This is a genomic window from Serratia sp. A07 (assembly GCF_058725505.1).
The window spans coordinates 323,938-349,604 of sequence record NZ_JBZXDO010000003.1 but is presented as its reverse complement, the minus strand read 5'-3'; the positions used below and the strand labels follow the sequence as shown (position 1 = coordinate 349,604).

At 60.0% G+C, this 25,667-nt stretch carries 21 protein-coding genes; 11 read left to right on the top strand and 10 right to left on the bottom strand.

Annotation, left to right across the window (positions count from 1 at the left end):
- Positions 1 to 185 precede the first annotated feature (185 nt).
- Positions 186 to 395 carry a YbfA family protein gene (locus tag AC4PR2_RS05390; protein WP_004939916.1) on the bottom strand — a complete coding sequence of 70 codons (210 nt, stop codon included), beginning with the start codon at positions 393 to 395 and terminating at the stop codon, positions 186 to 188.
- 441 nt (positions 396 to 836) lie between these two features.
- Between AC4PR2_RS05390 and AC4PR2_RS05385 the strand changes: the two genes are divergently transcribed.
- The 6 genes from AC4PR2_RS05385 to kdpE all read left to right on the top strand — a co-directional run bounded on the left by AC4PR2_RS05385 (position 837) and on the right by kdpE (position 8,774).
- Entirely contained in the window at positions 837 to 926 is a 90-nt protein-coding gene (locus AC4PR2_RS05385) for a K(+)-transporting ATPase subunit F (protein ID WP_016928742.1), read from the top strand.
- The gene (kdpA, locus tag AC4PR2_RS05380; protein ID WP_443014619.1) at positions 926 to 2,614 is read left to right on the top strand and encodes a potassium-transporting ATPase subunit KdpA; all 1,689 of its coding nucleotides are present in this window, start codon (positions 926 to 928) and stop codon (positions 2,612 to 2,614) included. The genes AC4PR2_RS05385 and kdpA overlap by 1 nt, the downstream gene beginning before the upstream one ends.
- Before the next feature lie 26 nt (positions 2,615 to 2,640).
- A complete protein-coding gene (gene kdpB, locus AC4PR2_RS05375) occupies positions 2,641 to 4,710 on the top strand; it encodes a potassium-transporting ATPase subunit KdpB (RefSeq protein WP_060440513.1) in 2,070 nt (689 codons plus the stop codon).
- An 18-nt stretch (positions 4,711 to 4,728) separates the two neighbouring features.
- Positions 4,729 to 5,298 (top strand): potassium-transporting ATPase subunit KdpC, encoded by a 570-nt coding sequence (kdpC, locus tag AC4PR2_RS05370; protein ID WP_087763340.1) that lies wholly within the window; start codon positions 4,729 to 4,731, stop codon positions 5,296 to 5,298.
- Positions 5,299 to 5,371: 73 nt separating this feature from the next.
- On the top strand, positions 5,372 to 8,068 hold the full coding sequence (gene kdpD / locus AC4PR2_RS05365; protein ID WP_100396175.1) for a two-component system sensor histidine kinase KdpD: 2,697 nt from the start codon (positions 5,372 to 5,374) through the stop codon (positions 8,066 to 8,068).
- Between the two features lie 16 nt (positions 8,069 to 8,084).
- A complete protein-coding gene (gene kdpE, locus AC4PR2_RS05360; protein ID WP_492174930.1) occupies positions 8,085 to 8,774 on the top strand; it encodes a two-component system response regulator KdpE in 690 nt (229 codons plus the stop codon).
- 27 nt (positions 8,775 to 8,801) lie between these two features.
- Here kdpE and AC4PR2_RS05355 read toward each other — a convergent pair whose 3' ends face one another.
- The 4 genes from AC4PR2_RS05355 to seqA all read right to left on the bottom strand — a co-directional run bounded on the left by AC4PR2_RS05355 (position 8,802) and on the right by seqA (position 12,194).
- Complete coding sequence (locus tag AC4PR2_RS05355) at positions 8,802 to 9,101, bottom strand: DUF3861 domain-containing protein (protein ID WP_038877504.1); 300 nt, start codon at positions 9,099 to 9,101, stop codon at positions 8,802 to 8,804.
- Complete coding sequence (locus AC4PR2_RS05350) at positions 9,101 to 9,739, bottom strand: PadR family transcriptional regulator (RefSeq protein WP_197658184.1); 639 nt, start codon at positions 9,737 to 9,739, stop codon at positions 9,101 to 9,103. The genes AC4PR2_RS05355 and AC4PR2_RS05350 overlap by 1 nt, the downstream gene beginning before the upstream one ends.
- 191 nt (positions 9,740 to 9,930) lie before the next feature.
- Positions 9,931 to 11,574 carry a phosphoglucomutase (alpha-D-glucose-1,6-bisphosphate-dependent) gene (gene pgm, locus AC4PR2_RS05345; RefSeq protein WP_055311938.1) on the bottom strand — a complete coding sequence of 548 codons (1,644 nt, stop codon included), beginning with the start codon at positions 11,572 to 11,574 and terminating at the stop codon, positions 9,931 to 9,933.
- Between the two features lie 77 nt (positions 11,575 to 11,651).
- A complete protein-coding gene (gene seqA, locus AC4PR2_RS05340) occupies positions 11,652 to 12,194 on the bottom strand; it encodes a replication initiation negative regulator SeqA (protein ID WP_049201976.1) in 543 nt (180 codons plus the stop codon).
- A gap of 224 nt (positions 12,195 to 12,418) precedes the next feature.
- Between seqA and ybfF the strand changes: the two genes are divergently transcribed.
- From ybfF to fur, 4 genes are all read left to right on the top strand, one after another.
- Positions 12,419 to 13,192 (top strand): esterase, encoded by a 774-nt coding sequence (ybfF, locus tag AC4PR2_RS05335; RefSeq protein WP_197802568.1) that lies wholly within the window; start codon positions 12,419 to 12,421, stop codon positions 13,190 to 13,192.
- A 256-nt stretch (positions 13,193 to 13,448) separates the two neighbouring features.
- Positions 13,449 to 13,736 carry a LexA regulated protein gene (gene ybfE, locus AC4PR2_RS05330; protein WP_004939936.1) on the top strand — a complete coding sequence of 96 codons (288 nt, stop codon included), beginning with the start codon at positions 13,449 to 13,451 and terminating at the stop codon, positions 13,734 to 13,736.
- 264 nt (positions 13,737 to 14,000) lie between these two features.
- Positions 14,001 to 14,540, top strand: coding sequence for a flavodoxin FldA (gene fldA / locus AC4PR2_RS05325; protein ID WP_025301862.1), 540 nt, complete (start codon positions 14,001 to 14,003; stop codon positions 14,538 to 14,540).
- A 329-nt stretch (positions 14,541 to 14,869) separates the two neighbouring features.
- Positions 14,870 to 15,316 carry a ferric iron uptake transcriptional regulator gene (fur, locus tag AC4PR2_RS05320; protein WP_019454058.1) on the top strand — a complete coding sequence of 149 codons (447 nt, stop codon included), beginning with the start codon at positions 14,870 to 14,872 and terminating at the stop codon, positions 15,314 to 15,316.
- Positions 15,317 to 15,561: 245 nt separating this feature from the next.
- On the opposite strand, the gene AC4PR2_RS05315 is transcribed toward fur, so the two are convergent.
- The 5 genes from AC4PR2_RS05315 to nagE all read right to left on the bottom strand — a co-directional run bounded on the left by AC4PR2_RS05315 (position 15,562) and on the right by nagE (position 24,529).
- The gene (locus tag AC4PR2_RS05315) at positions 15,562 to 18,219 is read right to left on the bottom strand and encodes a beta-N-acetylhexosaminidase (RefSeq protein ID WP_060423601.1); all 2,658 of its coding nucleotides are present in this window, start codon (positions 18,217 to 18,219) and stop codon (positions 15,562 to 15,564) included.
- Positions 18,220 to 18,232: 13 nt separating this feature from the next.
- Entirely contained in the window at positions 18,233 to 18,559 is a 327-nt protein-coding gene (chiQ, locus tag AC4PR2_RS05310) for a ChiQ/YbfN family lipoprotein (protein WP_004939944.1), read from the bottom strand.
- A 46-nt stretch (positions 18,560 to 18,605) separates the two neighbouring features.
- Positions 18,606 to 20,009: a chitoporin ChiP gene (gene chiP / locus AC4PR2_RS05305; RefSeq protein ID WP_038877490.1), complete on the bottom strand. Its 1,404-nt coding sequence runs from the start codon at positions 20,007 to 20,009 to the stop codon at positions 18,606 to 18,608.
- A 578-nt stretch (positions 20,010 to 20,587) separates the two neighbouring features.
- The gene (gene glnS / locus AC4PR2_RS05300) at positions 20,588 to 22,252 is read right to left on the bottom strand and encodes a glutamine--tRNA ligase (protein WP_060440515.1); all 1,665 of its coding nucleotides are present in this window, start codon (positions 22,250 to 22,252) and stop codon (positions 20,588 to 20,590) included.
- A 240-nt stretch (positions 22,253 to 22,492) separates the two neighbouring features.
- A complete protein-coding gene (nagE, locus tag AC4PR2_RS05295; protein ID WP_060423598.1) occupies positions 22,493 to 24,529 on the bottom strand; it encodes an N-acetylglucosamine-specific PTS transporter subunit IIBC in 2,037 nt (678 codons plus the stop codon).
- Positions 24,530 to 24,863: 334 nt separating this feature from the next.
- On the opposite strand from nagE, the gene nagB reads away from it, so the two are divergent.
- On the top strand, positions 24,864 to 25,664 hold the full coding sequence (nagB, locus tag AC4PR2_RS05290) for a glucosamine-6-phosphate deaminase (protein ID WP_004939952.1): 801 nt from the start codon (positions 24,864 to 24,866) through the stop codon (positions 25,662 to 25,664).
- Positions 25,665 to 25,667 lie beyond the last annotated feature (3 nt).

The window sequence follows — 25,667 nt, the reverse complement described above, 5'->3', positions numbered from 1 at the left end:
AAGCGCAGCGAATTCTTTGGGGGAGAATTTAAGAACGGTATCAAGAGCCTGACTCAGCAACATAAAAAAATCCGTAATCTCAGAGAGATTACGGATTCTTACACAGCGACAGGATCGTTCAAGTGATCCTTAACTGATCGGCATTACCGCCGCAGGGCGAGGGTTTTTCGTGAATCGACAGTGGCTCAGTAGAAATCGCAGGACGCCAATTCCGCCTGCTGCAGCCAGACCGGCTTATCGCTGGTTTTTGACCAGACGCGGTGCAGGTAGCTGTAAAAACGCCCGCGGTCGCTGCGGAACAGCATCACCGGCAGGGCCAAAATGCCCGCGATAACCACTGCGCTGCGGCGCAGGAGAATCCGATGCAATGAATAAGCGTGATAGGTAGTAGACATGCGAACCTCCTTAAAAACGCCTGCCGTTGATTTGTCAGGGAAAACGGCGTCGGCGTATCAAATGAACAATCGGTAATTTGGTAACTGAGCAAAATTTTAGCGCACTTGATGAAAGTTTACTACTCATCCGACCACTAAATCGCACAAAAAATCGCTAATCGCCGCAGCGATCCGTAATTTTGTTACAGCTAGGTTAATTTTTAACTTACCCCGGGTTACATTGTGGTTATTATCCGGGTTATTATTTCCCGCTTACGCCCGTTCTCCCTCCCCCATCAGGGGCAATCTCGCCACCGGCCTGATGGTTGAAATGCTGAATTTCCGCTGCAATTTCAGCCATTTTTATACTTTTTTTACACCCACCCGCGCGATTTTTTCATCTTCTTTCTACCCCTCTCCCTACACTGCCTCTATCAAAAACAACACCTCTGGAGGTGTCCCGTGAGTTTCAGCGTTATTGGTGGTGCGCTGTTGGTTCTGCTGCTGTTGGCCTATTTGGTCTACGCCCTGTTTAACGCGGAGGATTTCTGATGGCGGCTTCAGCCTTTTTACTGATCGCCAGCTTCCTGCTGGTGCTTCTGCTGCTAGCCCGGCCGCTGGGCGGCTTTATGGCGCGCCTGATCGAAGGTGAGCCGTTGCCTGCGCTGCGCGGGGTAGAAGTCGGCGTCTGGCGCGCCTGCGGCATCCGCGCCACCGAGATGAACTGGTGGCAGTACGCGCTGGCGATCCTGGCGTTCAACCTGCTCGGCCTGGCGCTGTTGTTCGCCCTGCTGATGACGCAGGGCTCGCTGCCGCTCAACCCGCAAGGCTTCCCGGGCCTCTCCTGGGATCTGGCGCTCAACACCGCCGTCAGCTTCGTCACCAACACCAACTGGCAGGCCTACAGCGGCGAAAGCGCCCTCAGCTATTTCAGCCAGATGGCCGGGCTGGCGGTGCAGAACTTCGTCTCCGCCTCCACCGGCATCGCCGTGGCCTTTGCGCTGATCCGCGCCTTTACCCGCCGCGCCGGCAACACCGTCGGCAACGCCTGGGCCGATCTGTTCCGCATCACGCTGTATGTGCTGCTGCCGATCGCGCTGCTGATCGCCCTGTTCTTCGTCAGCCAGGGCACGCTGCAAAACTTCCTGCCTTACCTGCACGTCACCACGCTCGAAGGCGCGCAGCAGACGCTGCCGATGGGGCCGGTGGCCTCGCAGGAAGCGATCAAAATGCTCGGCACCAACGGCGGCGGCTTCTTCGGCGCCAACTCGGCGCACCCGTTCGAGAACCCGACCGTGCTGACCAACTTCGTGCAGATGCTGGCCATCTTCCTGATCCCCTGCGCACTGTGCTTCTCCTTCGGCCAGTTGGCCGGTGAAAACCGCCAGGGCCATGCGCTGATCTGGGCGATGGCGCTGATCTTCGTGGTGGCGGTGGTCGTGGTGATGTACGCCGAACTGGCGGGCAACCCGCACCTGAGCGCGCTGGGCGCCGACAGCAATATCAATATGGAAGGCAAAGAGTCGCGCTTCGGCATTCTTGCCACCAGCCTGTTCTCGGTGGTGACCACCGCCGCGTCCTGCGGGGCGGTTAACGCCATGCACGACTCCTTCACCGCGCTGGGTGGCATGGTGCCGATGTGGCTGATGCAGATCGGTGAGGTGGTGTTCGGCGGCGTCGGCTCCGGCCTGTACGGCATGCTGCTGTTCGTGCTGCTGACGGTGTTTATCGCCGGTCTGATGATCGGCCGCACCCCGGAATATCTGGGCAAGAAAATCGACGTTTACGACATGAAGATGACCGCGCTGGCGATCCTGGTCACGCCGACGCTGGTGTTGCTGGGCAGCGCGCTGGCCATCGGCACCGACGCGGGCCGCGCCGGCATCCTCAACCCGGGCGCCCACGGCTTCAGCGAAGTGCTGTACGCCCTGTCCTCCGCCGCCAACAACAACGGCAGCGCCTTCGCCGGGTTGAGCGTCAATACGCCGTTCTACAACCTGCTGTTGGCCTTCGCCATGTTTGTCGGCCGCTTCGGGGTGATCCTGCCGGTGCTGGCGATCGCCGGTTCGCTGAGCGCCAAACAACGCCAGCCGGCGGGCAACGGCACCCTGCCGACCTATGGGCCGCTGTTTATCGGCCTGCTGATCGGCACCGTGTTGCTGGTGGGCGCGCTGACCTTCGTGCCGGCGCTGGCGCTGGGTCCGGTGGCCGAGCATTTGCAGCTTTGGTTGGCAAACTAACAGACGTCACAGAGAGAGAATAAGAGATGACTCGCAAACAACGCGCGCTGTTTGAACCGGCCCTGGTGCGCACCGCGCTGATCGATGCGGTGAAAAAACTGGACCCTCGCGTTCAATGGCGCAACCCGGTGATGTTCGTGGTGTATATCGGCAGCATTCTGACCACCGCCATCTGGCTGGCGATCCTCACCGGCCAAACCGACGGCGCCGCCGCCTTTACCGGCAGCGTCTCCCTGTGGCTGTGGTTCACCGTGCTGTTCGCCAACTTCGCGGAAGCGCTGGCCGAAGGGCGCAGCAAGGCCCAGGCGGAAAGCCTGAAGGGCACCAAGAAAACCAGCTGGGCGAAAAAGCTGGCCGGCCCGCGCCGCGACGGTGCCACGGAGAAAGTGGCCGCCGACAGCCTGCGCAAGGGCGATATCGTGCTGGTGGAAGCCGGCGACACCATCCCGTGCGACGGCGAAGTGCTGGAAGGCGGCGCCTCGGTAGATGAAAGCGCCATCACCGGTGAATCCGCGCCGGTGATCCGCGAGTCCGGCGGCGACTTCTCCTCGGTCACCGGCGGCACCCGCGTGCTGTCCGACTGGCTGGTGGTGCAGTGCAGCGTCAACCCGGGGGAAACCTTCCTCGATCGCATGATCGCCATGGTGGAAGGCGCCAAACGCCGCAAAACGCCGAACGAGATCGCACTGACTATCCTGCTGGTGGCGCTGACCATCGTGTTCGTCCTGGCCACCGCCACCCTGTTCCCGTTCTCGCAATACAGCGTGGAAGCGGCCGGCAGCGGCAGCGTGGTCACCATCACCGTGCTGGTCGCGCTGCTGGTCTGTCTGATCCCCACCACCATCGGTGGCCTGCTGTCCGCCATCGGCGTGGCCGGGATGAGCCGCATGCTCGGCGCCAACGTGATCGCCACCAGCGGCCGCGCGGTGGAAGCCGCCGGCGACGTGGACGTGCTGCTGCTGGATAAAACCGGCACCATCACGCTGGGCAACCGCCAGGCTTCGGAGTTCCTGCCGGCGCCGGGCGTGAAAGAGCAAGAGCTGGCGGATGCCGCGCAGCTGGCCTCACTGGCGGACGAAACGCCGGAAGGCCGCAGCATCGTGGTGTTGGCCAAACAGCGATTCAACCTGCGCGAACGCGATCTGCAGGCGCTGAACGCCACCTTCGTGCCCTTCTCCGCCCAGACCCGCATGAGCGGCGTCAACGTGCAGGAGCGCATGATCCGCAAAGGCGCAGTGGATGCCATTCGCCGTCACGTCGAATCCAATCAGGGGCACTTCCCGCGGGCGGTGGACGATCTGGTGGAAAGCGTGGCGCGCACCGGCGGTACACCGCTGGTGGTGGCGGAAGGCGCCCGGGTGCTGGGCGTGGTGGCGCTGAAGGATATCGTCAAGGGCGGCATCAAGGAACGCTTCAATGAGCTGCGCAAGATGGGCATCAAAACGGTGATGATCACCGGCGATAACCCGCTGACCGCGGCGGCGATCGCCGCCGAAGCCGGGGTGGACGACTTCCTGTCGGAAGCCACGCCGGAAGCCAAGCTGGCGCTGATCCGCCAGTACCAGGCGGAAGGCCGCCTGGTGGCGATGACCGGCGACGGCACCAACGACGCCCCGGCGCTGGCGCAGGCCGATGTGGCGGTGGCGATGAACTCCGGCACCCAGGCCGCCAAAGAGGCGGGCAACATGGTCGATCTGGATTCCAACCCGACCAAGCTGATCGAAGTGGTGCACATCGGCAAACAGATGCTGATGACGCGCGGCTCGCTGACCACCTTCAGCATCGCCAACGACGTGGCCAAATACTTCGCCATCATTCCGGCGGCATTCGCGGCCACCTATCCACAGCTGAACGCACTGAACGTGATGCATCTGCATTCCCCGGCCTCCGCCATCATGTCGGCGGTGATCTTCAACGCCCTGGTGATCGTGTTCCTGATCCCGCTGGCGCTGAAAGGGGTGAGCTACAAACCGATGAGCGCCGCGGCCCTGCTGCGCCGCAACCTGTGGTTGTACGGGGTCGGCGGCCTGCTGGTGCCGTTCGTCGGCATCAAACTGATCGACCTGATCCTGGTCGCGCTGCACGTCGCCGGTTAACCATTGAGGGAAATGAACATGACTTATTTACGACCTGCGCTGGTGATGCTGATCCTGCTGACGCTGATCACCGGCATCGCCTATCCGCTGCTGACCACCGGGCTGGCGCAGCTGCTGTTTCCGGGTGCGGCCAACGGTTCGCTGCTGTACCGGGGCGACAAGGCGGTCGGCTCCGCGCTGATCGGCCAGAACTTCACGCGCGCCGACTATTTCTGGGGCCGCCCATCGGCCACCGGCGATTCGGCCTATAATCCACTGGCCTCTGCCGGCAGCAACCTGGCGGCCACCAACCCGGCACTAGATAAGGCTATCGCCGAGCGCGCAGCACAGCTGCGCCAGGCCAACCCTGCGATGAGCGGCCCGATCCCGGTCGATCTGCTGACCGCCTCCGGCAGCGGGTTGGATCCGCAAATCTCGAGCGCCGCCGCACAGTATCAGCTGGCACGGGTCGCGGCGGCACGGCATCTGCCGCCGGAACAGATCGCCAAACTGATCGAAGACAACACCGATCGGGCCACGCCCAACTTCATGGGGGAATCGGTGGTGAACGTACTGAAGCTGAACCTGGCGCTGGATGCGTTGAAGTAACGCGCCGTATTCAGCATAGTGATAGGGTTCGGCATGCCGAACCCCTTTTTGCTTGGTAACACAAGGAATTGTCATGGTCGAAGAAGAGCAGCAGCGCCCCGATCCCGATAGCCTGCTGGCGATGGCCAATGAAAAACCGCGCGGCCGATTGAAGGTATTCTTCGGCGCCTGCGCCGGCGTCGGCAAAACCTACGCCATGCTGCAGGAAGCCCAGCGTTTGCGCGCTCAGGGGCTGGACGTGCTGGTCGGCGTGGTGGAAACCCACGGCCGCAGCGAGACCGCCGCCCTGCTCGACGGCCTGACGCTGCTGCCGCAAAAACGCATCCAGCATCGCGGCCGGCTGGTGCATGAATTCGATCTCGACGCCGCGCTGGCGCGCCACCCGGCGCTGGTGCTGATGGATGAACTGGCGCACAGCAACGCTCACGGTTCGCGCCACCCCAAACGCTGGCAGGATGTGGAAGAGCTGCTGGATGCCGGCATCGACGTGCTGACAACCGTCAACGTACAGCATCTGGAAAGCCTGAACGACGTAGTGGGCGGCGTGACCGGCGTGCGGGTGCGTGAAACGGTGCCCGACCACGTGTTTGACGAGGCCAGCGAAGTGGTGCTGGTCGATCTGCCGCCGGACGATCTGCGCCGGCGGCTGCACGAAGGCAAAGTGTATATTCCCGGCCAGGCCGAGCGCGCCATCGAGCACTTCTTCCGCAAAGGCAACCTGATCGCCCTGCGTGAGCTGGCGCTGCGCCGCACCGCCGATCGGGTCGATGACCAAATGCGCGAGTTTCGCGACACCCAGGGGCGCGAGAAAGTGTGGCACACCCGCGACAGCATTCTGCTGTGCGTCGGCCACAACAGCGGCAACGAAAAGCTGGTGCGCATCGCCGCCCGGCTGGCGGCGCGGCTCGGCTGCCACTGGCATGCGGTCTATGTGGAAACCCCCAAGCTGCACCGGCTGCCGGAAAACCAGCGCCGCGCCATTCTGCGCGCGCTGCGGCTGGCGCAGGAACTGGGGGCAGAAACCGCCACGCTGGCCGATCCGTCCGAAGAGCGCGCGGTGCTGCGCTATGCCCGCGAGCATAACCTCGGCAAAATCATCATCGGCCGCCGCAGCGAGCAGCGCTGGAAGCTGCGCGGCAGCTTCGCCGATCGCCTCGGCCGGCTGGGCCCGGATCTCGATCTGGTGATCGTGGCGCTGGAGAGCGACACCGCACAACCGCCGCCGGGCAAGGAGCACGACGGCCGCAGCTTCAATGATAAATGGCGCATGCAGCTGCGCGGTTGCGTGGTCGCGGTGGCGCTGTGCGCGCTGATTACCCTGCTCTCGCAGTGGCTGCTGCCGGGCTTCGATCAGGCCAACCTGGTGATGGTTTATCTGCTCGGCGTGGCGATCGTCGCGCTGTTCTTCGGCCGCTGGCCGTCGGTGCTGGCGGCGGTGATCAACGTCGCCAGTTTCGATCTGTTCTTCGTCCAGCCCGAATGGTCGTTCGCCGTCAGCGACATGCAGTATCTGCTGACCTTCGGCGTGATGCTCGCCGTCGGCATCATCATCGGCAACCTGACCGCCGGGGTGCGTTATCAGGCCCGGGTGGCGCGCTACCGCGAGCAGCGGGCGCGCCACCTGTACGAAATGTCGCGCGGGCTGAGCCGCGCGCTGACCGTGGCCGACATCGCCAACACCAGCCGCCACTTCCTCTCCAGCAGTTTCCAGGCGAAAACCGTGCTGCTGCTGCCGCAGGAAGACGGCCGCCTGCAACAGATGGTCGGCGAGGAAGGTGGGCTGCTGTCGGTAGACGAGGCCATCGCACGCTGGAGCTTCGACAAAGGCCTGCCGGCCGGCGCCGGCACCGACACCCTGCCCGGAGTGCCTTACCAGCTGCTGCCGCTCAATACCCCCAAGCAGACCTTCGGCCTGCTGGCGATCGAACCCAACAACCTGCGCCAGCTGATGGTGCCGGAACAGCAGCGGCTGCTGCAGACCTTCGCGGTGCTGATCGCCAGCGCGCTGGAGCGGCTGCACCTGGCGCGCAGCGCCGAAGAAGCCAAGCTGGACGCCGAGCGCGAACAGCTGCGCAACTCGTTGCTGGCGGCGCTGTCGCACGATCTGCGCACGCCGCTGACCGTGCTGTTCGGCCAGGCGGAAATTCTCACGCTGGATCTGGCGGCCGAAGGCTCCAATCACGCCACCCAGGCCAGCCAGATCCGCCAGCAGGTGCTGAGCACCACCCGGCTGGTGAACAACCTGCTGGATATGGCGCGCATCCAGTCCGGCGGTTTCAGCCTGCGCAAAGAGTGGCAGTCGCTGGAAGAGATCGTCGGCGCCTCGCTGCACATGCTGGAGCCGCTGCTCAGCCAGCATCCTATCGTGGTCGAACTGCCGCCGGAACAGATCCTGGTCAACTGCGACGGCAGCCTGCTGGAGCGGGTGTTCACCAACCTGTTGGAAAACGCCAATAAATACGCCGGCGCCGAGGCCACCATCGGCATTCGCGCCCGCACGCTGCCCGAGTGGCTGGAAGTCGAGGTCTGGGATAACGGCCCCGGCATCCCCACCGATCAGCTGCAGCTGATTTTCGACAAGTTTTCACGCGGCAATAAAGAGTCGGCGATCCCCGGCGTCGGCTTGGGATTAGCGATTTGCCGTGCCATTATTGAAGTGCATGATGGCCGCATCTGGGCGGAAAACGGCGCCAACGGCGGCGCCAGCTTCCGCTTCGTGCTGCCGCTGGAAAAACCGCCCGAGATCGACGGCGACGCCTTCGATCTGTAATCAACGCAGGGGAAACGTGAGCATAACGCCAACCAACATTCTGATTGTTGAAGATGAAAAAGAGATCCGCCGCTTCGTGCGCACCGCACTGGAGAGCGAAGGCCTGCGGGTATTTGAAAGTGAAACGCTGCAGCGCGGGTTGATTGAAGCCGGCACGCGCAAACCGGATCTGATCATTCTTGATTTGGGCTTGCCGGACGGCGACGGGCTGAGTTACATCCGCGATCTGCGGCAGTGGAGCGCCATTCCGGTGATCGTGCTGTCGGCGCGCAACGCCGAAGAGGACAAAATCGCCGCGCTGGACGCCGGCGCCGACGACTACCTCAGCAAACCGTTCGGCATCGGCGAGCTGCTGGCGCGGGTACGGGTCGCGCTGCGTCGCCACTCCGCCAGCCAACAGGAAAGCCCGCTGATAAGCTTTTCGGAAATCACCGTCGATCTGGTGAATCGCCGGGTACTGCGCAACGACGAAGATCTGCATCTGACGCCGATCGAGTTTCGCCTGTTGTCGGAGCTGCTGGCCAACGCCGGCAAAGTGATCACCCAACGCCAGCTGTTGAGCCACGTCTGGGGGCCGAACTACGTGGAGCACAGCCACTATCTGCGCATCTACATGGGCCACCTGCGGCAGAAGCTCGAAGCCGATCCGGCCCGGCCCAAACACCTGCTGACCGAAACCGGCGTCGGCTATCGCTTCATGCCTTAACCCCGGCGGGCGCGGTTTGCCGCGCCTTTACGCCGCCGGCCCCTTCTTCAATCCGACCATAAATTCTTTAAACGCATCGCGCAGCGGAGCAAACACCGGGTGTTTGCGGTTTTCGATCATCACTTCGGAGAACAACTTCAAGCCTACGGCGAAGGCCGCGCTCTGCTCGGGGCCGAAGTTCAGATCGTCACGCGCCCGGATGCGCTCGACGATATCGAGAATATCGTCGTGGTTGGTCACTTCAAAACTCAGCGGCGCTTTCTCTACGGGATTGCCCTGGCGATCGCTCAGGGCTTCAACGGTAATAGTAAAACGGTGGCCGGGCATCAGATCTTCTCCTGCTGCGTGGGTTGAATATGCATTTCGCTTTCGATCGCCGCCACGGCGGTCAGCAACGCGGCGTTGATGCGCTCCACCTGCTGCGGCGTGAGATCGGCGCGCATCACGTTGCCGCGCAGCAGGCTGCGCAGGCGGTTCATGGCGTCGTAGATGCCTTCCGCCAGATTGCCGTGCCGATGATGCTCGCGGCCGGCGCCCGCCAGACGCGCCAGAATGACGTCAACCACCTGTTGATGCTTTTGCAGCTCGCCCTCGCCCGCGGCAGTGATGCGGTAGCTTTTGCGGCCGTTGCCGGTGGTGAGCGGCTCAAGGAAATCCTGCTCTTCCAGCAGCGTCAGCGTGGGGTAAATCACCCCCGGGCTCGGCACGTACAGGCCGGATGACGCCTCCTCAATCGCCTTGATCAGCTCATAGCCGTGGCTGGGCTTGCGCGCCACCAGCGCCAGCAGTACCAGACGCAGATCGCCGTGCTCGAACAGACGGTGACGCCCGCCCCGGCCGCCGCGCCCACCCCGGCCGTGCTCTTCGCCTTCGCCGCCGAAGTGATGGCGTCCACCGCGATGACGGCGGCCCTCTTCGCATTCATGATGGTGGTGATGCCGGTGTAAACCTAATCGATGAAACATAGGGTGATACCTCGCTTTAACAGTGAACATCAATACGAGGTTGTTTAGATATATCTAAACAGCGTCGATAACGCTAATCTAGATCGATATATCTAAATGCGCAAGCGTGCGCCGATAAAAAGATATATCTAAATTGCAGGCATATAAAAAGCGCTGTAAAAACAGCGCTTTTTATCAATCAAGAAAAGCGATTACTTGGCGGAGGCCAGCACTTCGCTGACGATCTCGACCGCTTCGTGCTCGATTTTCTCGCGGTGTTCCGCCCCGAGGAAGCTCTCGCAGTAGATCTTGTATGCGTCTTCGGTACCGGAAGGACGGGCCGCGAACCAGCCGTTGTCGGTCATCACTTTCAGGCCGCCAATCGACGCGCCGTTGCCCGGTGCCGCAGTCAGACGGGCGGTGATCGGGTCGCCCGCCAGGGTATTGGCCTTGACCATCTCCGGCGACAGCTTGGACAGCGCCGCTTTTTGCGCCGCAGTCGCTGGCGCCTGGATGCGGTTGTAGCTTGGCGCACCGAAGCGTTTGGCCAGATCGTCATAGTGATGCTGCGGGTTTTCACCGGTTACCGCGGTGATTTCAGCCGCCAGCAGGCACATGATGATACCGTCTTTGTCCGTCGACCACGGTTTGCCGTTGAAGCGCAGGAACGAGGCCCCGGCGCTCTCTTCGCCGCCGAAGCCCAGGCTACCGTCGAACAGGCCGTCCACGAACCACTTGAAGCCGACCGGCACTTCCACCAGCTTGCGGCCCAGGTCGGCCACCACGCGGTCGATCATCGCGCTGGACACCAGCGTTTTACCGACTGCGACATCAGCGCCCCACTGTGGGCGATGCTGGAACAGGTAGTTGATGGCTACCGCCAGATAGTGGTTCGGGTTCATCAGGCCCTTCGGCGTGACGATGCCGTGGCGGTCGTAATCCGGATCGTTGGCGAACGCCAGATCGAATTTGTCACGCAGCGCCAGCAGGCCGGCCATAGCCGACTCGGACGAACAGTCCATGCGGATAATGCCGTCGTGGTCCAGGTGCATAAAGCGGAAGGTCTGATCGATGGAATCGTTCACCAGCGTCAGATCCAGCTTGTAGTGCTCCGCCACGCGCTGCCAATAGGCGATACCGGAACCGCCAAGCGGATCCACGCCCAGTTTCAGGCCGGCGCGTTGGATGGCCGGCATGTCGACCACCTCAACCAGGCCTTCGACATAAGGCTGCACCAGGTCTTTGGCGTGCAGGTGGCCGCTGTTCCAGGCCTTGTCCAGCGACTGGCGCTGAACGCCTTTCAACTGTTGCGCCAGCAGTTCGTTGGCGCGCTTTTCGATCACCGACGTCAGGTTGGTGTCGGCCGGGCCGCCGTTCGGCGGGTTGTACTTGATGCCGCCGTCTTCCGGTGGGTTATGGGACGGCGTAATGACGATGCCGTCGGCCTGCGCGCCGCCGCGGCGGTTGTGGCACAGAATGGCGTGCGATACCGCCGGCGTTGGCGTGAAGCCGTTGTTTTCCTGCACGATCACATCGACGCCGTTGGCGGTCAGCACTTCCAGCACGGAAATGAAGGCCGGCTCGGACAGCGCATGGGTGTCTTTGCCCACGTAGCACGGGCCGGTGGTGCCCTGCTGATGACGAACTTCGGCGATCGCCTGAGCGATGGCGAGGATGTGCGCTTCGTTGAAGCTGTGGCGCTGCGCGCTGCCGCGGTGGCCGGAGGTGCCAAACTTCACCGCATGTGCGGGATTGCCGGCTTCCGGTTGCAGCACATAGTACTGCGACGTCAGCTGGGCTACGTTGATCAGATCGCTTTGGCGGGCGGGCTGCCCGGCACGTGGATTATTCGCCATCGACATATCTCCCTCATCCCTGTCGGTGACCGGGCAAATACGTCGCGCACGGCCATCATGACGGGCTGTTCGCTAAATTAGACGGTACCGCAAACTTTCTCGATCAGTTCCGCCGGGAACTGCATGGCCTGCATGATGTGTTCGATCATGCTGCGTTTGCGGCCGGTATTGGTATTGGTGATCACCCAGTAAGGGGTGCCCGGTACATGCTTCGGCTTGGTATGCGTGCCGTTGGCCAGCAGGGTCTGCTGATCGCCGGCGAAATAGGTACGGGTACGGCCGGTCAACGCCTCGGTGGCGGCGGCGAAACCGGCGGCATCGAGGGTATACAGCGTGGACAGCACCAGCATGAAACGGTTGACCGCTTTGTTCTGCTCGGCATATTCATCCGACAACAGCAGCTCGCGCATGGCGCGCACGCGATCGCGCGGACGCTGCGCCGGCGCCGTTTTTTCCAGCTCGACGGACTGCGGCGCACTGGCGGCAGGCAACGCGCGCACCGGTTGCCCGGCGGTGAATTTCAACATGCGGCGTAAAATATCGGACGCGCTTTCACCGATGTGTTGCGTGTGGCTGGCAATATAACGGTAAAGCTCTTCGTCGACTTCAATAGTTTTCATCTTTATCCAATACTGTTTTTTCTACTTAGAACCTGAAGCCAGATCCTGCATTCAAGCCATGGGATTATAAGGTTAAAAGCGCTGGGGCGAACACAACAATGTGCCTCCGGACGGAAAATGCAGACTAATACCTATAGCCGGCACTGCCAAGCCCGCGCCGCGAAAATTCCGCATGATTCATCGTGCGATTCAATCATGATACCCTAATCTGAATCTCTCTCAGTATGAACTTCGCCATGAAATTACATTATCAACTGCTGGCCGCCGAGTCAGACGCGCTGCCGGTGCTGCTGATCCACGGGCTGTTCGGCAATCTGGACAACCTGGGCGTGCTGGCGCGCGATCTGCATAAACAGCACACGGTGATCAAGGTCGATCTGCGCAACCACGGCCTCTCCCCGCGCGCCGACGACATGAACTACCCCGCCATGGCGCAGGATCTGCTGGCGCTGCTCGACGAACTGCAGCTGGAGAAAGCGATCGTCATCGGCCATTCGATGGGCGGCAAAGCGGCGATGGCGCTGACCGCCATCGCGCCCGAGCGCGTCGCCAGGCTGATCGTCATCGACGTCGCGCCGGTGAATTACCAGACCCGCCGCCACGACGAGATCTTCGCCGCGCTGAAGGCCGTCAGCGCCGCCGGCATCACCCAGCGCCAGGCGGCTGCCCAGCTGATGCGCGACTACCTGCAGGAAGAAGGCGTGATCCAGTTCCTGCTGAAGTCCTTCCACAACGGCGAATGGCGCTTCAACCTGCCGGTGCTGATCGAACGCTACGAAGACATCACCGGCTGGCAGGAAGTCCCGGCCTGGCCGCACCCGACCCTGTTCATTCGCGGCGGCCTGTCGCCGTACGTGCAGGACAGCTACCGTGCAGCCATCGCCCGCCAGTTCCCGCAGGCCCGCGCGCACGTCGTCGCCGGCACCGGCCATTGGGTGCACGCCGAAAAACCGGAAGCGGTGCTGCGCGCCATTCACCGTTTCCTCGACGAAGCCTGAAAAACGCACTCACCTGGCGAAAAAACGCGCTAAAGATAACGGCTTAGCGCGTTTAGCCCGCAGTTAGGCATTGTCGTCGCTCCATCTGCTGGGGTAATATGGCGCGCTATAATTTTGCCACCGCGCCAGCGCGTTCGCGAACGCCGGTTCGGGGGTGAATTTGGGTTAGGGTTTATTGGCCCGAAGTGTGTTAACCGATGCCTCCGGAAGCGTGCGAGCGCTTTTTGATGCAAACTCCCTTGCAGTACCGCTACCTATGGCAAAAGAACAAACGGATCGCACGACGCTGGATCTGTTCGCAGATGAACGCCGTCCGGGGCGCCCGAAAACCAACCCGCTTTCCCGCGATGAACAGCTTAGAATCAATAAGCGCAATCAGTTACGGCGCGATAAAGTACGTGGATTGCGGCGCGTAGAGCTGAAAATCAACGCGGATGCGGTGGACGCCCTGAACAAACTGGCGGAACAGCGCAACATCAGCCGCAGCGAACTCATCGAGCAGATGCTGTTGGCACAACTGGCGGAAGAACAGCCGGAACATTGATCTCTTCGGCCGCACGCGCGGCGCGGCGTTAAGGACAACGCCGGATCGACCACGCTTTTCTTCATTCTCCGGCATCGCATAAATGCGATAAAACCCCGGCGCCACTTTCTGGCATGATACGCATTTACCGGTAAGAGACTGCGCCTGTCGGCGCCCGCCCCGGAGGCGAAAGGCTCTTGCCATGGCATCATTTTAATCGGCGTCAGCGGCGGCAGTGCCGGCGTCGAGTAATGCAATTACTTGAATTTAAAGGTTATACGCGATATGGCTACTGTAGGCATTTTCTTTGGCAGCGACACTGGCAATACCGAAAACATTGCCAAAATGATCCAGAAAATTCTCCAGAAACAGTTTGGCGACGACGTCTCTGAAGTGCATGACATCGCTAAAAGCAGCAAAGAAGACCTGGAAGGGTTCGATATCCTGCTGCTGGGTATCCCGACCTGGTACTACGGTGAAGCGCAGTGTGACTGGGATGATTTCTTCCCAACGCTGGAAGAAGTCGACTTCAACGGCAAACTGGTGGCGCTGTTCGGCTGCGGCGACCAGGAAGACTACGCGGAATACTTCTGTGACGCGATGGGTACCATCCGCGACATCATCGAACCGCGTGGCGCGGCCATCGTGGGCCACTGGCCGACCAAAGGCTACCACTTCGAGGCCTCCAAAGGCCTGGCGGACGACGATCACTTCATCGGTCTGGCGATCGACGAAGACCGCCAGCCTGAACTGACCAACGAGCGCGTGGACGCCTGGGTCAAACAAATCGTCGAAGAGCTGAGCCTGGCCGATATCGTCGGCTAAGCCCCGGCACTGGCGAAAGGTTGAACAAAGGCCCTGTAAAGTGCATAGTGTGCCCACAGGGCCGTCATCGGCAGCAGGGATTGCTGCGATAGAAGCTACAGATTTGTAACTTCCCACCCCGTCACGGTAGACTGAGATATCGGTTTATCCCATCCATCAAGGCGTTGCATGCAAAACATGCAATAGTGCAATTATATCTTTGTTAACAACCGGCGGTTTCCATTTAGTACAACCGGTTCTATAATGAGACGCATTAACTCTTTGTGCCGACCGATGCCACAGGCGAGTACGCCTCAACTTGATTAGCATAGTAACAGGACTGAATTCGCATGACCGACAACAACATCGCATTGAAGAAGGCCGGCTTAAAAGTCACGCTTCCGCGACTCAAAATCCTGGAAGTACTGCAAAATCCGGAATGCCATCACGTCAGTGCGGAAGATTTGTACAAAAAACTGATTGATATGGGCGAAGAGATCGGGCTGGCAACGGTTTATCGCGTACTGAACCAGTTTGACGATGCGGGCATTGTGACACGTCACAATTTCGAAGGCGGCAAGTCCGTGTTCGAGCTGACCCAACAGCATCACCACGATCACCTGATTTGCCTGGACTGCGGCAAAGTGATCGAATTCAGCGACGAATCCATCGAAGTGCGGCAGCGTGACATCGCCAAGCAGCACGGCATCAAGCTCACCAACCACAGCCTGTACCTGTACGGCCACTGTGAAACCGGTGACTGTCGCGAAGACGAAACGCTGCACGACAAGAAATAAGCCTGACCGGCTATGAAAAACCGCCTCACACCGAGGCGGTTTTTTTATGCCTGCCGTGCAAAGGGCAAAAAAATCCCCGGACAAGCCGGGGGAAAATCATGTCATGAAATATCACAATTGCAGCGGCACTGCTACTCCACGTACTACTCTCACTACAACGTCCGCCCTACGCCGACACGCGCGGGCGAACGCATTCCCCCTTCGTTATACGGCCGCCGCCAGGGCAGCAGGCCGTTGCACCGGGCTTAGACCTTCTCGGCGCGGCTGTAGCGCTTGCCGTCCGGGCTAACCGAACGCACCTGCACCTCACCGGACACCGCAGGCTTGGCCTTGGCGTCATAGCGCTGCCACTGCTTGCCGCCGTCGGTGGAGTACTCGATGCCCAATCCCGGCAGCGCGATATTCGCCTCCAGCTTGCCGCCCGCTACGCGTGCGCCCGGCACCGGCAGACGGTAAGCGACGCCACCTTTGTCCAGCTTGGCCAGTTCACGCTGCCCCAGGATATTGGCGAAGCGCAGCCAGTCTTTCTCCAGCGTCTTGGTATCGACAAAGTGGGTTTCCCCGCCTTTGTATTCGCGGCCGGCGCGGTAGTCCTGCTCCCAACCGGCGCGGTGCCAGGCGCGTTCAGCCACCGACAGCGCGCGTGGGAAAATCATGTATTCCATCTGCGGATCGGTGCGCTGGGTTTCGCTCCACAGCTGAGCGGACAGCCCGTAGGCGCCCGGCCACGGCTTATCGCTCTTGGCGTTGAAGTGGTTGCCGTCGCGGTCGACTGAAGTTTCCGCGTTCTGCGGCATGTTATCCGGCGCGAAGCTGAACACCTTGCGCTCGTCGCTGAAGCGGGTGCCCCAGTAGTAACCGCGCTCGTCCGGGTTCACCTCGTAAGGGAAGTCCATGTAGACGTAGTCCGGGTTGGAAACCACCACTTCATACCCTTTGTTGGCCCAGTCGTTGACGCTATCGAAACCGCCCCAGTACAGGGTATCCCAGAAGTTGACGCCCACGCGCGAGGTGGCGAACGCCTTCGCGTTCTCGGCGTCTTTCAGGCCATCCTGCCAGGCCTGCATTCTGTCGATGCCGTGCGCCTTCACCAGCTTGCTGACCTCTTGGCCGAAGTAGCTCGGCAGGTGCTCCATGTCGGCCACCTTGCCTTCTTTGATCATCGTCTGGCACACCTGCGACTTGGCCCACGGTTTGTCTTCGTTGCTCTGATCGATGATGCCTTTGCCCGGCTCCGGTTTCGCCTTGTCGGTGTAGCCGGCGCCCAGGCGAATGTTTTTCGCTTCGTCGCCGCCGAAGTGCCAGGTCTTGATCGGCTGGCCGGCCTCTTTATGCATCTGGGCGATCTCGCCGATCACCTTGTCGACAAAACGCTGGGAAGAATCCAGGCACGGGTTCAGGTAGCTCTGGCGGTTAAAGAACTGCACGGAGGTGGTGTTGGAGGTATCGGTCGGATCCACCAGGCGGAATTCGTTGGCCTCCTGCTCTTTCCCGGCGGCATGCAGCTTTTTATAGCGCGCTTCCATCGAGACCACCGCGGCGCGGGCGTGTGCCGGCATGTCGATCTCCGGGATCACCTCAATCTGGCGCGCCTGGGCGTATTTGATGATGTCGATATAGTCCTGACGGCTGAAGAAGCCGCCGTAGACGTCCGGCCCCTGGCCGTACTGCGGCAGCAGGCAGGTGGTTTCGCTCAGATCGTGGCAGCGCTGGCCGCCGACCTCCGTCAGCTCAGGCAAACCGGGGATCTCGATGCGCCAGCCTTCGTCATCGCTCAGGTGGAAGTGGAATTTGTTGAGCTTGTAGGCCGCCATTTGATCCAACAGGCGCAGCACCGCGTCCTTCTTATGGAAGTTGCGCGCTACGTCGAGGAAAATGCCGCGATACTGGAAGCGCGGCGCATCGCTGGCGTCCAGCGTGGCGATCTTGCCGCTGCCGTCGCTCGGCACTAACGACAAGATCGACTGCAGCCCGTAGAACACCCCGGCCTGATCGAAGCCGATCACCCGCGCCTCTTTCTTGCCGATTTTCAGCTCATAGGCGCCCGGCACCGCCATCGCGCCTTTAAACTTGCCCGGCTGGATGTCGGTCTTGATCGGATAGCCGTTGGCCTGAACCGGCACACCCAGCAGCGCGAAGCGCTGATTGACGACGTCCGCCGCCGGCTTGACCAGCGTGCTCAGATCCGGCGATACCCCTTTGCGCAAATCGACGTCCTGCGCGTGAACCTTCACCTGCATCGGCGTCGGCACGATCTGGCCGCGCAGCGCGCCGGCAGGCAGCGTCTGCAGATCGGCATTGCTGACAAAGCGCGAAGCCGGCGTCATCAGAATGTTTTTGTCGTCCTTGGTGCGCTTCCACTGGTCGCCGGTGAACGGCGCCACAAACTGGTCCAGGTTTTCGGTGTCGGTATTCGCCAGCATTTTCGGCTTGGCGTCGCCGGACGTGGCATACCAGCGCGGCAGGAAGTCGTTTCTGAACAGCTGCCAATATTCGGCGACCACCGGGATTTCCACCGCCTTACCGGCCGGGAAGCCGCTGAATTTGGCGGTCGGCTCCAGCTTGTACAGATCGCCGGTGAGGTGAGCAATCTTGAACTGGTCGTTGTCTACCCGCAGGGTCTGGCGCGGGCTGTGGAAATAGATGACCCAGTCTTTACCGTCGATCGCCTGGCCGTCGTTGCTGAGGGTGAACAACACCCGGTTGCATGAGGCCCAGTCGGCGCCCAGCGCCGCGCAATCCACGCCGTTTTCGCCGGCGCGGTTATCCAGCATTTTTACGTTCAGCTTCAGCTGGCTCAGCTGATCCACCAGCTGTTGATCGGCCATGGCGTTTCCCATGCCGCCCAGAAATCCCATCGTTGCCGTCAACGCGGCTAATGCGCTCAGTTTGAATGCGTTCATGTTCTTGTCCTTCTTAATTATTGTTATCGCGAATTTCTTGCCACAGCTTGCCGCACTTGGCGTCGTAAGCCTGACCGTTACCGCTGTGCACCGCCATAATGCAGTTCTGATAATCCATCACCCGCACCGTTTCCTGCGCGGCGAACTGCTGGTGCTGCTTCTCTTGTTTCAGCACGTTCAGCACCGCCTTACAGGGTTGCAGACGCTCCGGCGAACCTTCGGCGGTGTTGATACAGGCGCTGTAAGCCTGCTTCAATTTGGCGTCTTCCGGCGGTGCGGCGGGTTGCGCACAGGCGCTCAAGGCCGCGGCGGCCGCCAACATCAGCATGATTTTTTTCATCGTTGAATTCCCTTAACTGCCCCCGGCGGCGAGGCCGGGGAACGCATCAGAAGATGGTGAATGGCGCGATGACCATGAACTTGACGTCTTTCTCGTCCTGGAAGATGTTGCCGTAACCGCCGCCCCAGCTCGGGATGTTGGTGTGGTTGTCATACTGGGTGTAGTGCAGCTTGATCAGGGTGCCCTTGGCGCGCCCTTCCTGGATGGTGTACATCGCGTCCAGGCTCCAGGCGCTCTCCTTCAGGCGCTGGCTCTGATCGTAGATCGGGTTGGTGCTCGGCTTGGCGTCCCAGGCGTAAACGTAGGAGCCGCCGACCGCCATGCCCGGCAGGTTCCAGTTGCTGAGGTCATACATCACGCCGGCGTACACCGCTTTCTCACCGTTGGCGTTAAAGTCGGAGCGGTTATCCCACCACACGTCCAGACGACCGTTGGACGAGGCGTAGGTCGGGGTCATGCGCTGCAGGAAGAAGCCCTGGTTGCCTTCCGCCTTGACCATGGTGCCTTCCAGACGCCAGTTGAACTGCCCGGTGGTGTAACCGAAGGTCAGCGCCTGCAGCCAGGCCAAGCCGTCGTAGATGCTGTTCGGATCGTTCTTGTCGCTGATGCGGTCTTCCGCACCGTAGAACTGGTAACTGGTGGTCAGCGGGTTGCCGAGCACATCGAATTTGTAAGACGCCTTGGTGAAGTATTGATTCACATAACCCTGCGCCTGGCCGAAGGCGGCTTCCAGTACCAGATCGTTTTTGAAATCGTACTTGGCGCCCAGCGAGTGCAGGTAGGAGACGCGCGTTTTCTTATCGTTCTGGCGGAAGTCGTCCATCTCGATATGCCACGGCGCCTTGTATTTATCGGTCCACATGTAGGAGAAGCTCAACGCACCGGCGTCGCCGTAGTCGAACTTGGCGCCGGCTTCGGCCCCCTGATAGGTGCCCGGCATAAAGCTCCAGTGCGGCGCCAGCAGGGTTTGGCCGCTCGGCTGAATATAGCCGGCGCGCGCCCAGACCGGGCCGTATTTGAATTTGGCGGCGGCTTTGTACAGGCTAACGCCGCCTTTGTCACCGGAATAGTCTTCGTCGTAGGTACGGTTTTTCGAGGAGAACGCGATCTCGTTCGGGTGGCCGCTGGCGCTGGATTCTGCCAGCTCGATGGCGGTAAAGGCGCCGACGTCCAGACCGAACATGTCCCAGGCGTAGCCCGAAGCGAAATCCAGGCTCAGGTTGGCGGTGGAGTGCGACAGGTTGGTGGTGTATTGGTTGTAATCCTTGCTGTCCGGATTGAGATCTTTACGGTCGCGCTCACGTTGCCAGTAATAAATGCCGCCGGTCAGCGTGGAATCATCGATAAACCCTGCGGCTTTCGCCTCAGGCGCCATGGCAAACCCTGTTCCCAACAGCGCGCCCGCGACTGCGAGCGCCAGCGTTTTACGCTGAGCACCGTGCGTACCCATATTGAAATTCCTCTTTGACTTAACTTAAAAGTTGCAGCCGCCTGTGTTCACCACTGCCCTGCACGACTGCCAATAAAAAACCCGAACGGGTAAAAAATATTGCCGACGAGATGTTATTCCCACAGCACTAATTGCTACAGATAGACTATTTTTCGCGACGCGAATTATCAAATGAAAAATGAGGGAGATTTGTCAAAGTATGACAAGGAGCACATATCAGTGAGAATTTGTTACGCTGGTGATCATAGAGGGTGTCGAATAAAAAATTCAATTAAATCAGAATAAATTGAGATACAAGGTCAACCAGAGACGATTAATGGTTTCAGCCTGGCTAAATTCGTCAGTCAGACGATAAAAATTGAGAGCGCTCTCCAAATGAAATTAATTCGCATCACGAATATATAAGAAAAAATGAAGACTAATAGGACTAATATAAGAGAACTAATGGGTTAATGCGTCGCCATTAATTAAACGCATCCCGGATAAAATGAGAGAGGAATAGATCGCGAGCTGAGCGCAGGCATAAAAAAGCGCGGCTTAAAGCCGCGCTGATTCATTAATTTTCGAGGCGAATAAGATTAGCCTTCGATTTTCGCCCAGGTGTCACGCAGGCCGACGGTGCGGTTAAACACCAGATGCTCGGCCGACGAGTGACGGTTGTCGGCGCAGAAGTAACCTTCACGCTCGAACTGATAGGCTTTCTCCGGCTGTGCAGCCGCCAGGCTCGGCTCGACGAAGCCGTGCTTGATGACCAGCGATTCCGGGTTGATGGTGGAGAGGAAGTCCTCCGCCGCGCCCGGATTAGGCACGCTGAACAGGCGATCGTACAGGCGAATTTCCGCCGGCAGCGCGTGCGCCGCTGACACCCAGTGGATCACGCCCTTCACCTTGCGGCCGTCGGCAGGATCTTTGCTCAGCGTTTCCGCATCGTAGCTGCAGAAGATGGTGGTGATCTCGCCCGCTTCGTCCTTCTCGACGCGCTCGGCCTTGATCACGTACGCATTGCGCAGACGCACTTCCTTGCCCAGCACCAGACGCTTGTACTGCTTGTTGGCTTCTTCGCGGAAGTCGGCGCGATCGATATAGATCTCGCGGCTGAACGGCACATCGCGGCTGCCCATTTCCGGCTTGTTCGGGTGGTTAGGCATGGTGACCATTTCCACCGCATCGCCCATGTTCTCGATGACGATTTTCACCGGATCCAGCACCGCCATGGCGCGCGGCGCGTTCTCGTTCAGATCGTCGCGGATGCAGGATTCCAGCGCCACCATCTCGACGTTGTTGTCTTGCTTGGTCACGCCGATGCGCAGGCAGAACTCACGAATCGAGGCGGCGGTATAACCGCGACGGCGCAGTCCGGAGACGGTCGGCATACGCGGATCGTCCCAGCCTTCGACGATCTTCTCGGCCACCAGCTGGTGCAGCTTGCGCTTCGACATGATGGCGTATTCGAGGTTGAGACGCGAAAACTCGTACTGACGCGGGTGGCAAGGAATGGTGATGTTATCCAGCACCCAGTCATACAGACGGCGGTTATCCTGGAATTCCAGGGTGCACAGCGAATGGGTGATCCCTTCCAGCGCATCGGAAATGCAGTGGGTGAAATCGTACATCGGATAGATGCACCATTTATTGCCGGTCTGGTGGTGTTCGGCGAACTTGATGCGGTACAGCACCGGATCGCGCATCACGATAAACGGCGAAGCCATATCGATCTTGGCGCGCAGGCAGGCGGCGCCTTCGGCGAACTCGCCGTTGCGCATCTTCTCGAACAGCGCCAGGTTCTCTTCCACGCTGCGGCCGCGGTACGGGCTGTCTTTGCCCGGCGCGGTCAGGGTGCCGCGATATTCACGGATCTGCTCCGGCGACAGCTCATCGACGTAGGCCAGGCCCTTGGTGATCAGCTCAACCGCATACTGGTGCAGCTGATCGAAATAGTCTGAGGAGTAACGAACGTTGCCGCTCCACTCAAAGCCCAGCCACTCCACGTCGTGCTTGATTGACTCCACGAACTCGATGTCTTCTTTCACCGGGTTGGTGTCATCGAAACGCAGGTTGCACTGGCCCTGATAGTCCTTGGCGATGCCGAAGTTCAGGCAGATGGACTTGGCGTGGCCGATATGCAGATAGCCGTTAGGCTCCGGCGGGAAGCGGGTATGTACCGACGTGTGTTTCCCCGACGCCAGATCTTCATCGACGATCTGACGGATAAAATTGGTTGGGCGGGCTTCAGCCTCACTCATTTCACTGTTCCTCAATGCAAAGCGCTACACATAACCGCCTATGATCCAACAAGCCACGTCTGGAAACAACCGTTTGTTTCACGAAAAATGCGGCGCGTTGCACCGTCGGCGCGCAGCGCACCGCCGTGGGGCAAAACGGAATAAAAAAAGCGGGAAGAGATCGCTCTCTTCCCGCCAAGTCGGGGCAAACTCCGCCATGATGCGTGGCCGGCCCCCGGCACTACTCAGGTAAAAACGGTCTTACTTTTGGATCTCGTACAGCTTGGTCTGACCGGCGACGACAGAGCCGCTGGCCAGCGCCGCCAGGCCGGCGTAGTCGTCAGAGTTGCTGACCACCACCGGGCTTATCATCGAACGCGCGTTGGCGTTCAGATAATCCAGATCCAGTTCCAGAATCGGTTGACCGGCTTTCACTTCCGCGCCCTCTTCCACCAGGCGTTTGAAGCCCTGGCCTTCCAGCGCGACGGTGTCGATCCCCATGTGCACCACGATCTCGGCGCCCTTGTCGGTTTCCAGGCAGAACGCGTGGTTGGTATTGAAGATTTTCACCACGGTGCCGTCCGCCGGCGCCACGACGATGTTGTCGGTCGGGCGAATCGCCAGGCCGTCACCTACCGCCTTGCTGGCGAAAGCTTCGTCCGGCACCTGATCGAGCGCCACGACTTCACCGGTCACCGGCGCCACCAGCGTTTCAAACGCGACTTTCGGTGCGTTCGGTACCGCCTGCGGTTTGGCTTCCGCAGCAGGAGCCGCCGCCGGGGCCGCCGCTGCCGCTACCGGGCCGGCTGCAATCACGTTGCGCATTGCGCTGGCGATAAGTTCAGCACGGGTGCCGACGATCACTTGCACGCTCTGCTTGTTCAGACGGATAACGCCGGATGCGCCGAGGCGTTTCGCCAATGCGTCGTTCACCAGCGCGGAGTCTTTCACGTTCAAACGCAGGCGAGTGATGCAGGCATCGATGCCGGTCAGGTTGTCGGAACCGCCGATCGCGCCGACGTAGCGACGGGCCAGCGTGGTAGTTTCGTTCTCGTCTTTACCGGCGTTGCTGTTGACGTTGACGTCATAACCGTCGGTTTCGTCACCGGCAACCGCCAGCTCGCGACCCGGGGTCATCAGGTTGAACTTATTGATGGTGAAGCGGAACACCACATAGTAGATAACGAAGAACACCAGCCCCTGCGGGATCAGCATGTACCAGTGGGTCGCCAACGGGTTGCGCGACGACAGCACCATATCCACCAAACCGGCGCTGAAGCCGAAACCGGCAATCCAGTGCATGCTGGCGGCGATGAAGACGGAAATCCCGGTCAAGATCGCGTGAAGCACATACAGCACCGGCGCCACAAACATGAAGGAGAATTCCAGCGGTTCGGTGATGCCGGTAAAGAAGGCAGCGAATGCCCCCGCCATCATGATCCCCAGCACTTTCGCCTTATTCTCAGGGCGCGCGCAGTGATAGATAGCCAGCGCTGCGCCCGGCAGACCAAACATCATGATCGGGAAGAAGCCCGCCTGATAACGGCCGGTGATGCCGACGACCGCTTTACCGGCTTCGATCGACTGCTGGCCGCCAAGGAAGTTAGGGATATCGTTGATGCCGGCCACGTCGAACCAGAACACCGAGTTCAGCGCGTGGTGCAGGCCGACCGGGATCAGCAGACGGTTGAAGAAGGCATAGATGCCCGCGCCGACGGAGCCCAATTTCTGGATGTGTTCGCCGAAGCTCACCAGAGCGCCGAACACCACTGGCCAGACATACATCAGGATGTAAGCGACCAGGATCATCAGGAAGGAAATGAGGATCGGCACCAGACGGCGGCCGCTGAAGAACGACAGCGCCTTAGGCAGCTCGACGCCGCTGAAGCGGTTGTACACTTCGGCGGAGATGATACCCACCAGAATACCGACGAACTGGTTTTCAATTTTGCCGAACGCGGCAGGCACCTGGTCGAGGGGGATCTTCTGAATCATCGACACGGCGGCCGGTGAACAGAGGGTGGTCAGCACCAGGAAACCAACGAAGCCGGTCAGTGCGGCAGAGCCGTCCTTGTCTTTGGACATGCCGTAGGCCACACCGATGGCGAACAGCACGGCCATATGATCGATAATGGCTGAACCGGATTTGATAAATAATGCGGCAAGCGCGTTGTCGCCGCCCCAACCAACAGGGTCAATCCAGTACCCGACGCCCATCAAGATGGCGGCGGCAGGCAGCGTGGCGACCGGCACCATCAGCGCCCGTCCCACCTTTTGCAAATAACTAAGAATGTTCACCTTTTCCCCCTATGTTGTCCGCGGACGGACCCTATTAGTAGTTTATTTGGATCTCTCACTACCTTTTTAGAAACAATGCTTGGCACGTATCACTCATGCCGAGTGTAAAAAATTTATTTTGTATCGCAAATTAAAACCTCCCTTTTTGTGATAAATATCACCAAAAAGTAGTCTTTCCCTCCCAGATTGCTGGCCATCACACAAAACTTATTTTATCATTCAAAAAATCAACCGGACGGACGATTCACGCGAGAATCATAAAGCTGGGTTACGCTTAGGACTCCCGCAGGCCCGTACAGTATAGCTTTAGTTTACTTATCCCAAGAGGTGTTAGATGAGACTTATCCCACTGAAAGATACCGCACAAGTCGGCAAATGGGCCGCGCGTCATATCGTTCAACGCATCAACGCATTCAAGCCAACCGCAGAGCGCCCGTTTGTCCTCGGCCTTCCCACCGGCGGCACGCCGCTGGAAGCCTACAAACATCTGATTGCGATGCACAAAGCAGGTGAAGTAAGCTTTAAGCATGTTGTGACTTTCAACATGGACGAGTACGTTGGCCTGCCGCAGGAACACCCGGAAAGCTACCACACCTTCATGTACCGCAACTTCTTTGACCACGTTGATATCCCTCGTGAAAATATCAACCTGCTGAACGGCAACGCCGCGGATGTCGACGCCGAGTGCCGCCAGTACGAAGAGAAGATCAAGTCTTACGGCAAAATTAACCTGTTCATGGGCGGCGTGGGCATCGACGGCCATATCGCGTTCAACGAGCCGGCTTCGTCCCTGGCTTCACGCACCCGCATCAAAACGCTGACCGAAGACACCCGCATCGCCAACTCGCGCTTCTTCGGCGGCGACGTCAGCCTGGTGCCGAAATATGCGCTGACCGTCGGCGTGGGCACGCTGCTGGACGCGGAAGAAGTGATGATCCTGGTGACCGGCCACGCCAAGGCGCAGGCGCTGGAAGCCGCGGTGGAAGGCAACATCAACCACATGTGGACCATCAGCTGCCTGCAGCTGCACGCCAAAGCGGTGGTGGTGTGCGACGAGCCGGCCACCATGGAGCTGAAAGTCAAAACCGTCAAATATTTCCGCGAGTTAGAAGCGGAAAGCGTGAAAAGTCTTTAATCT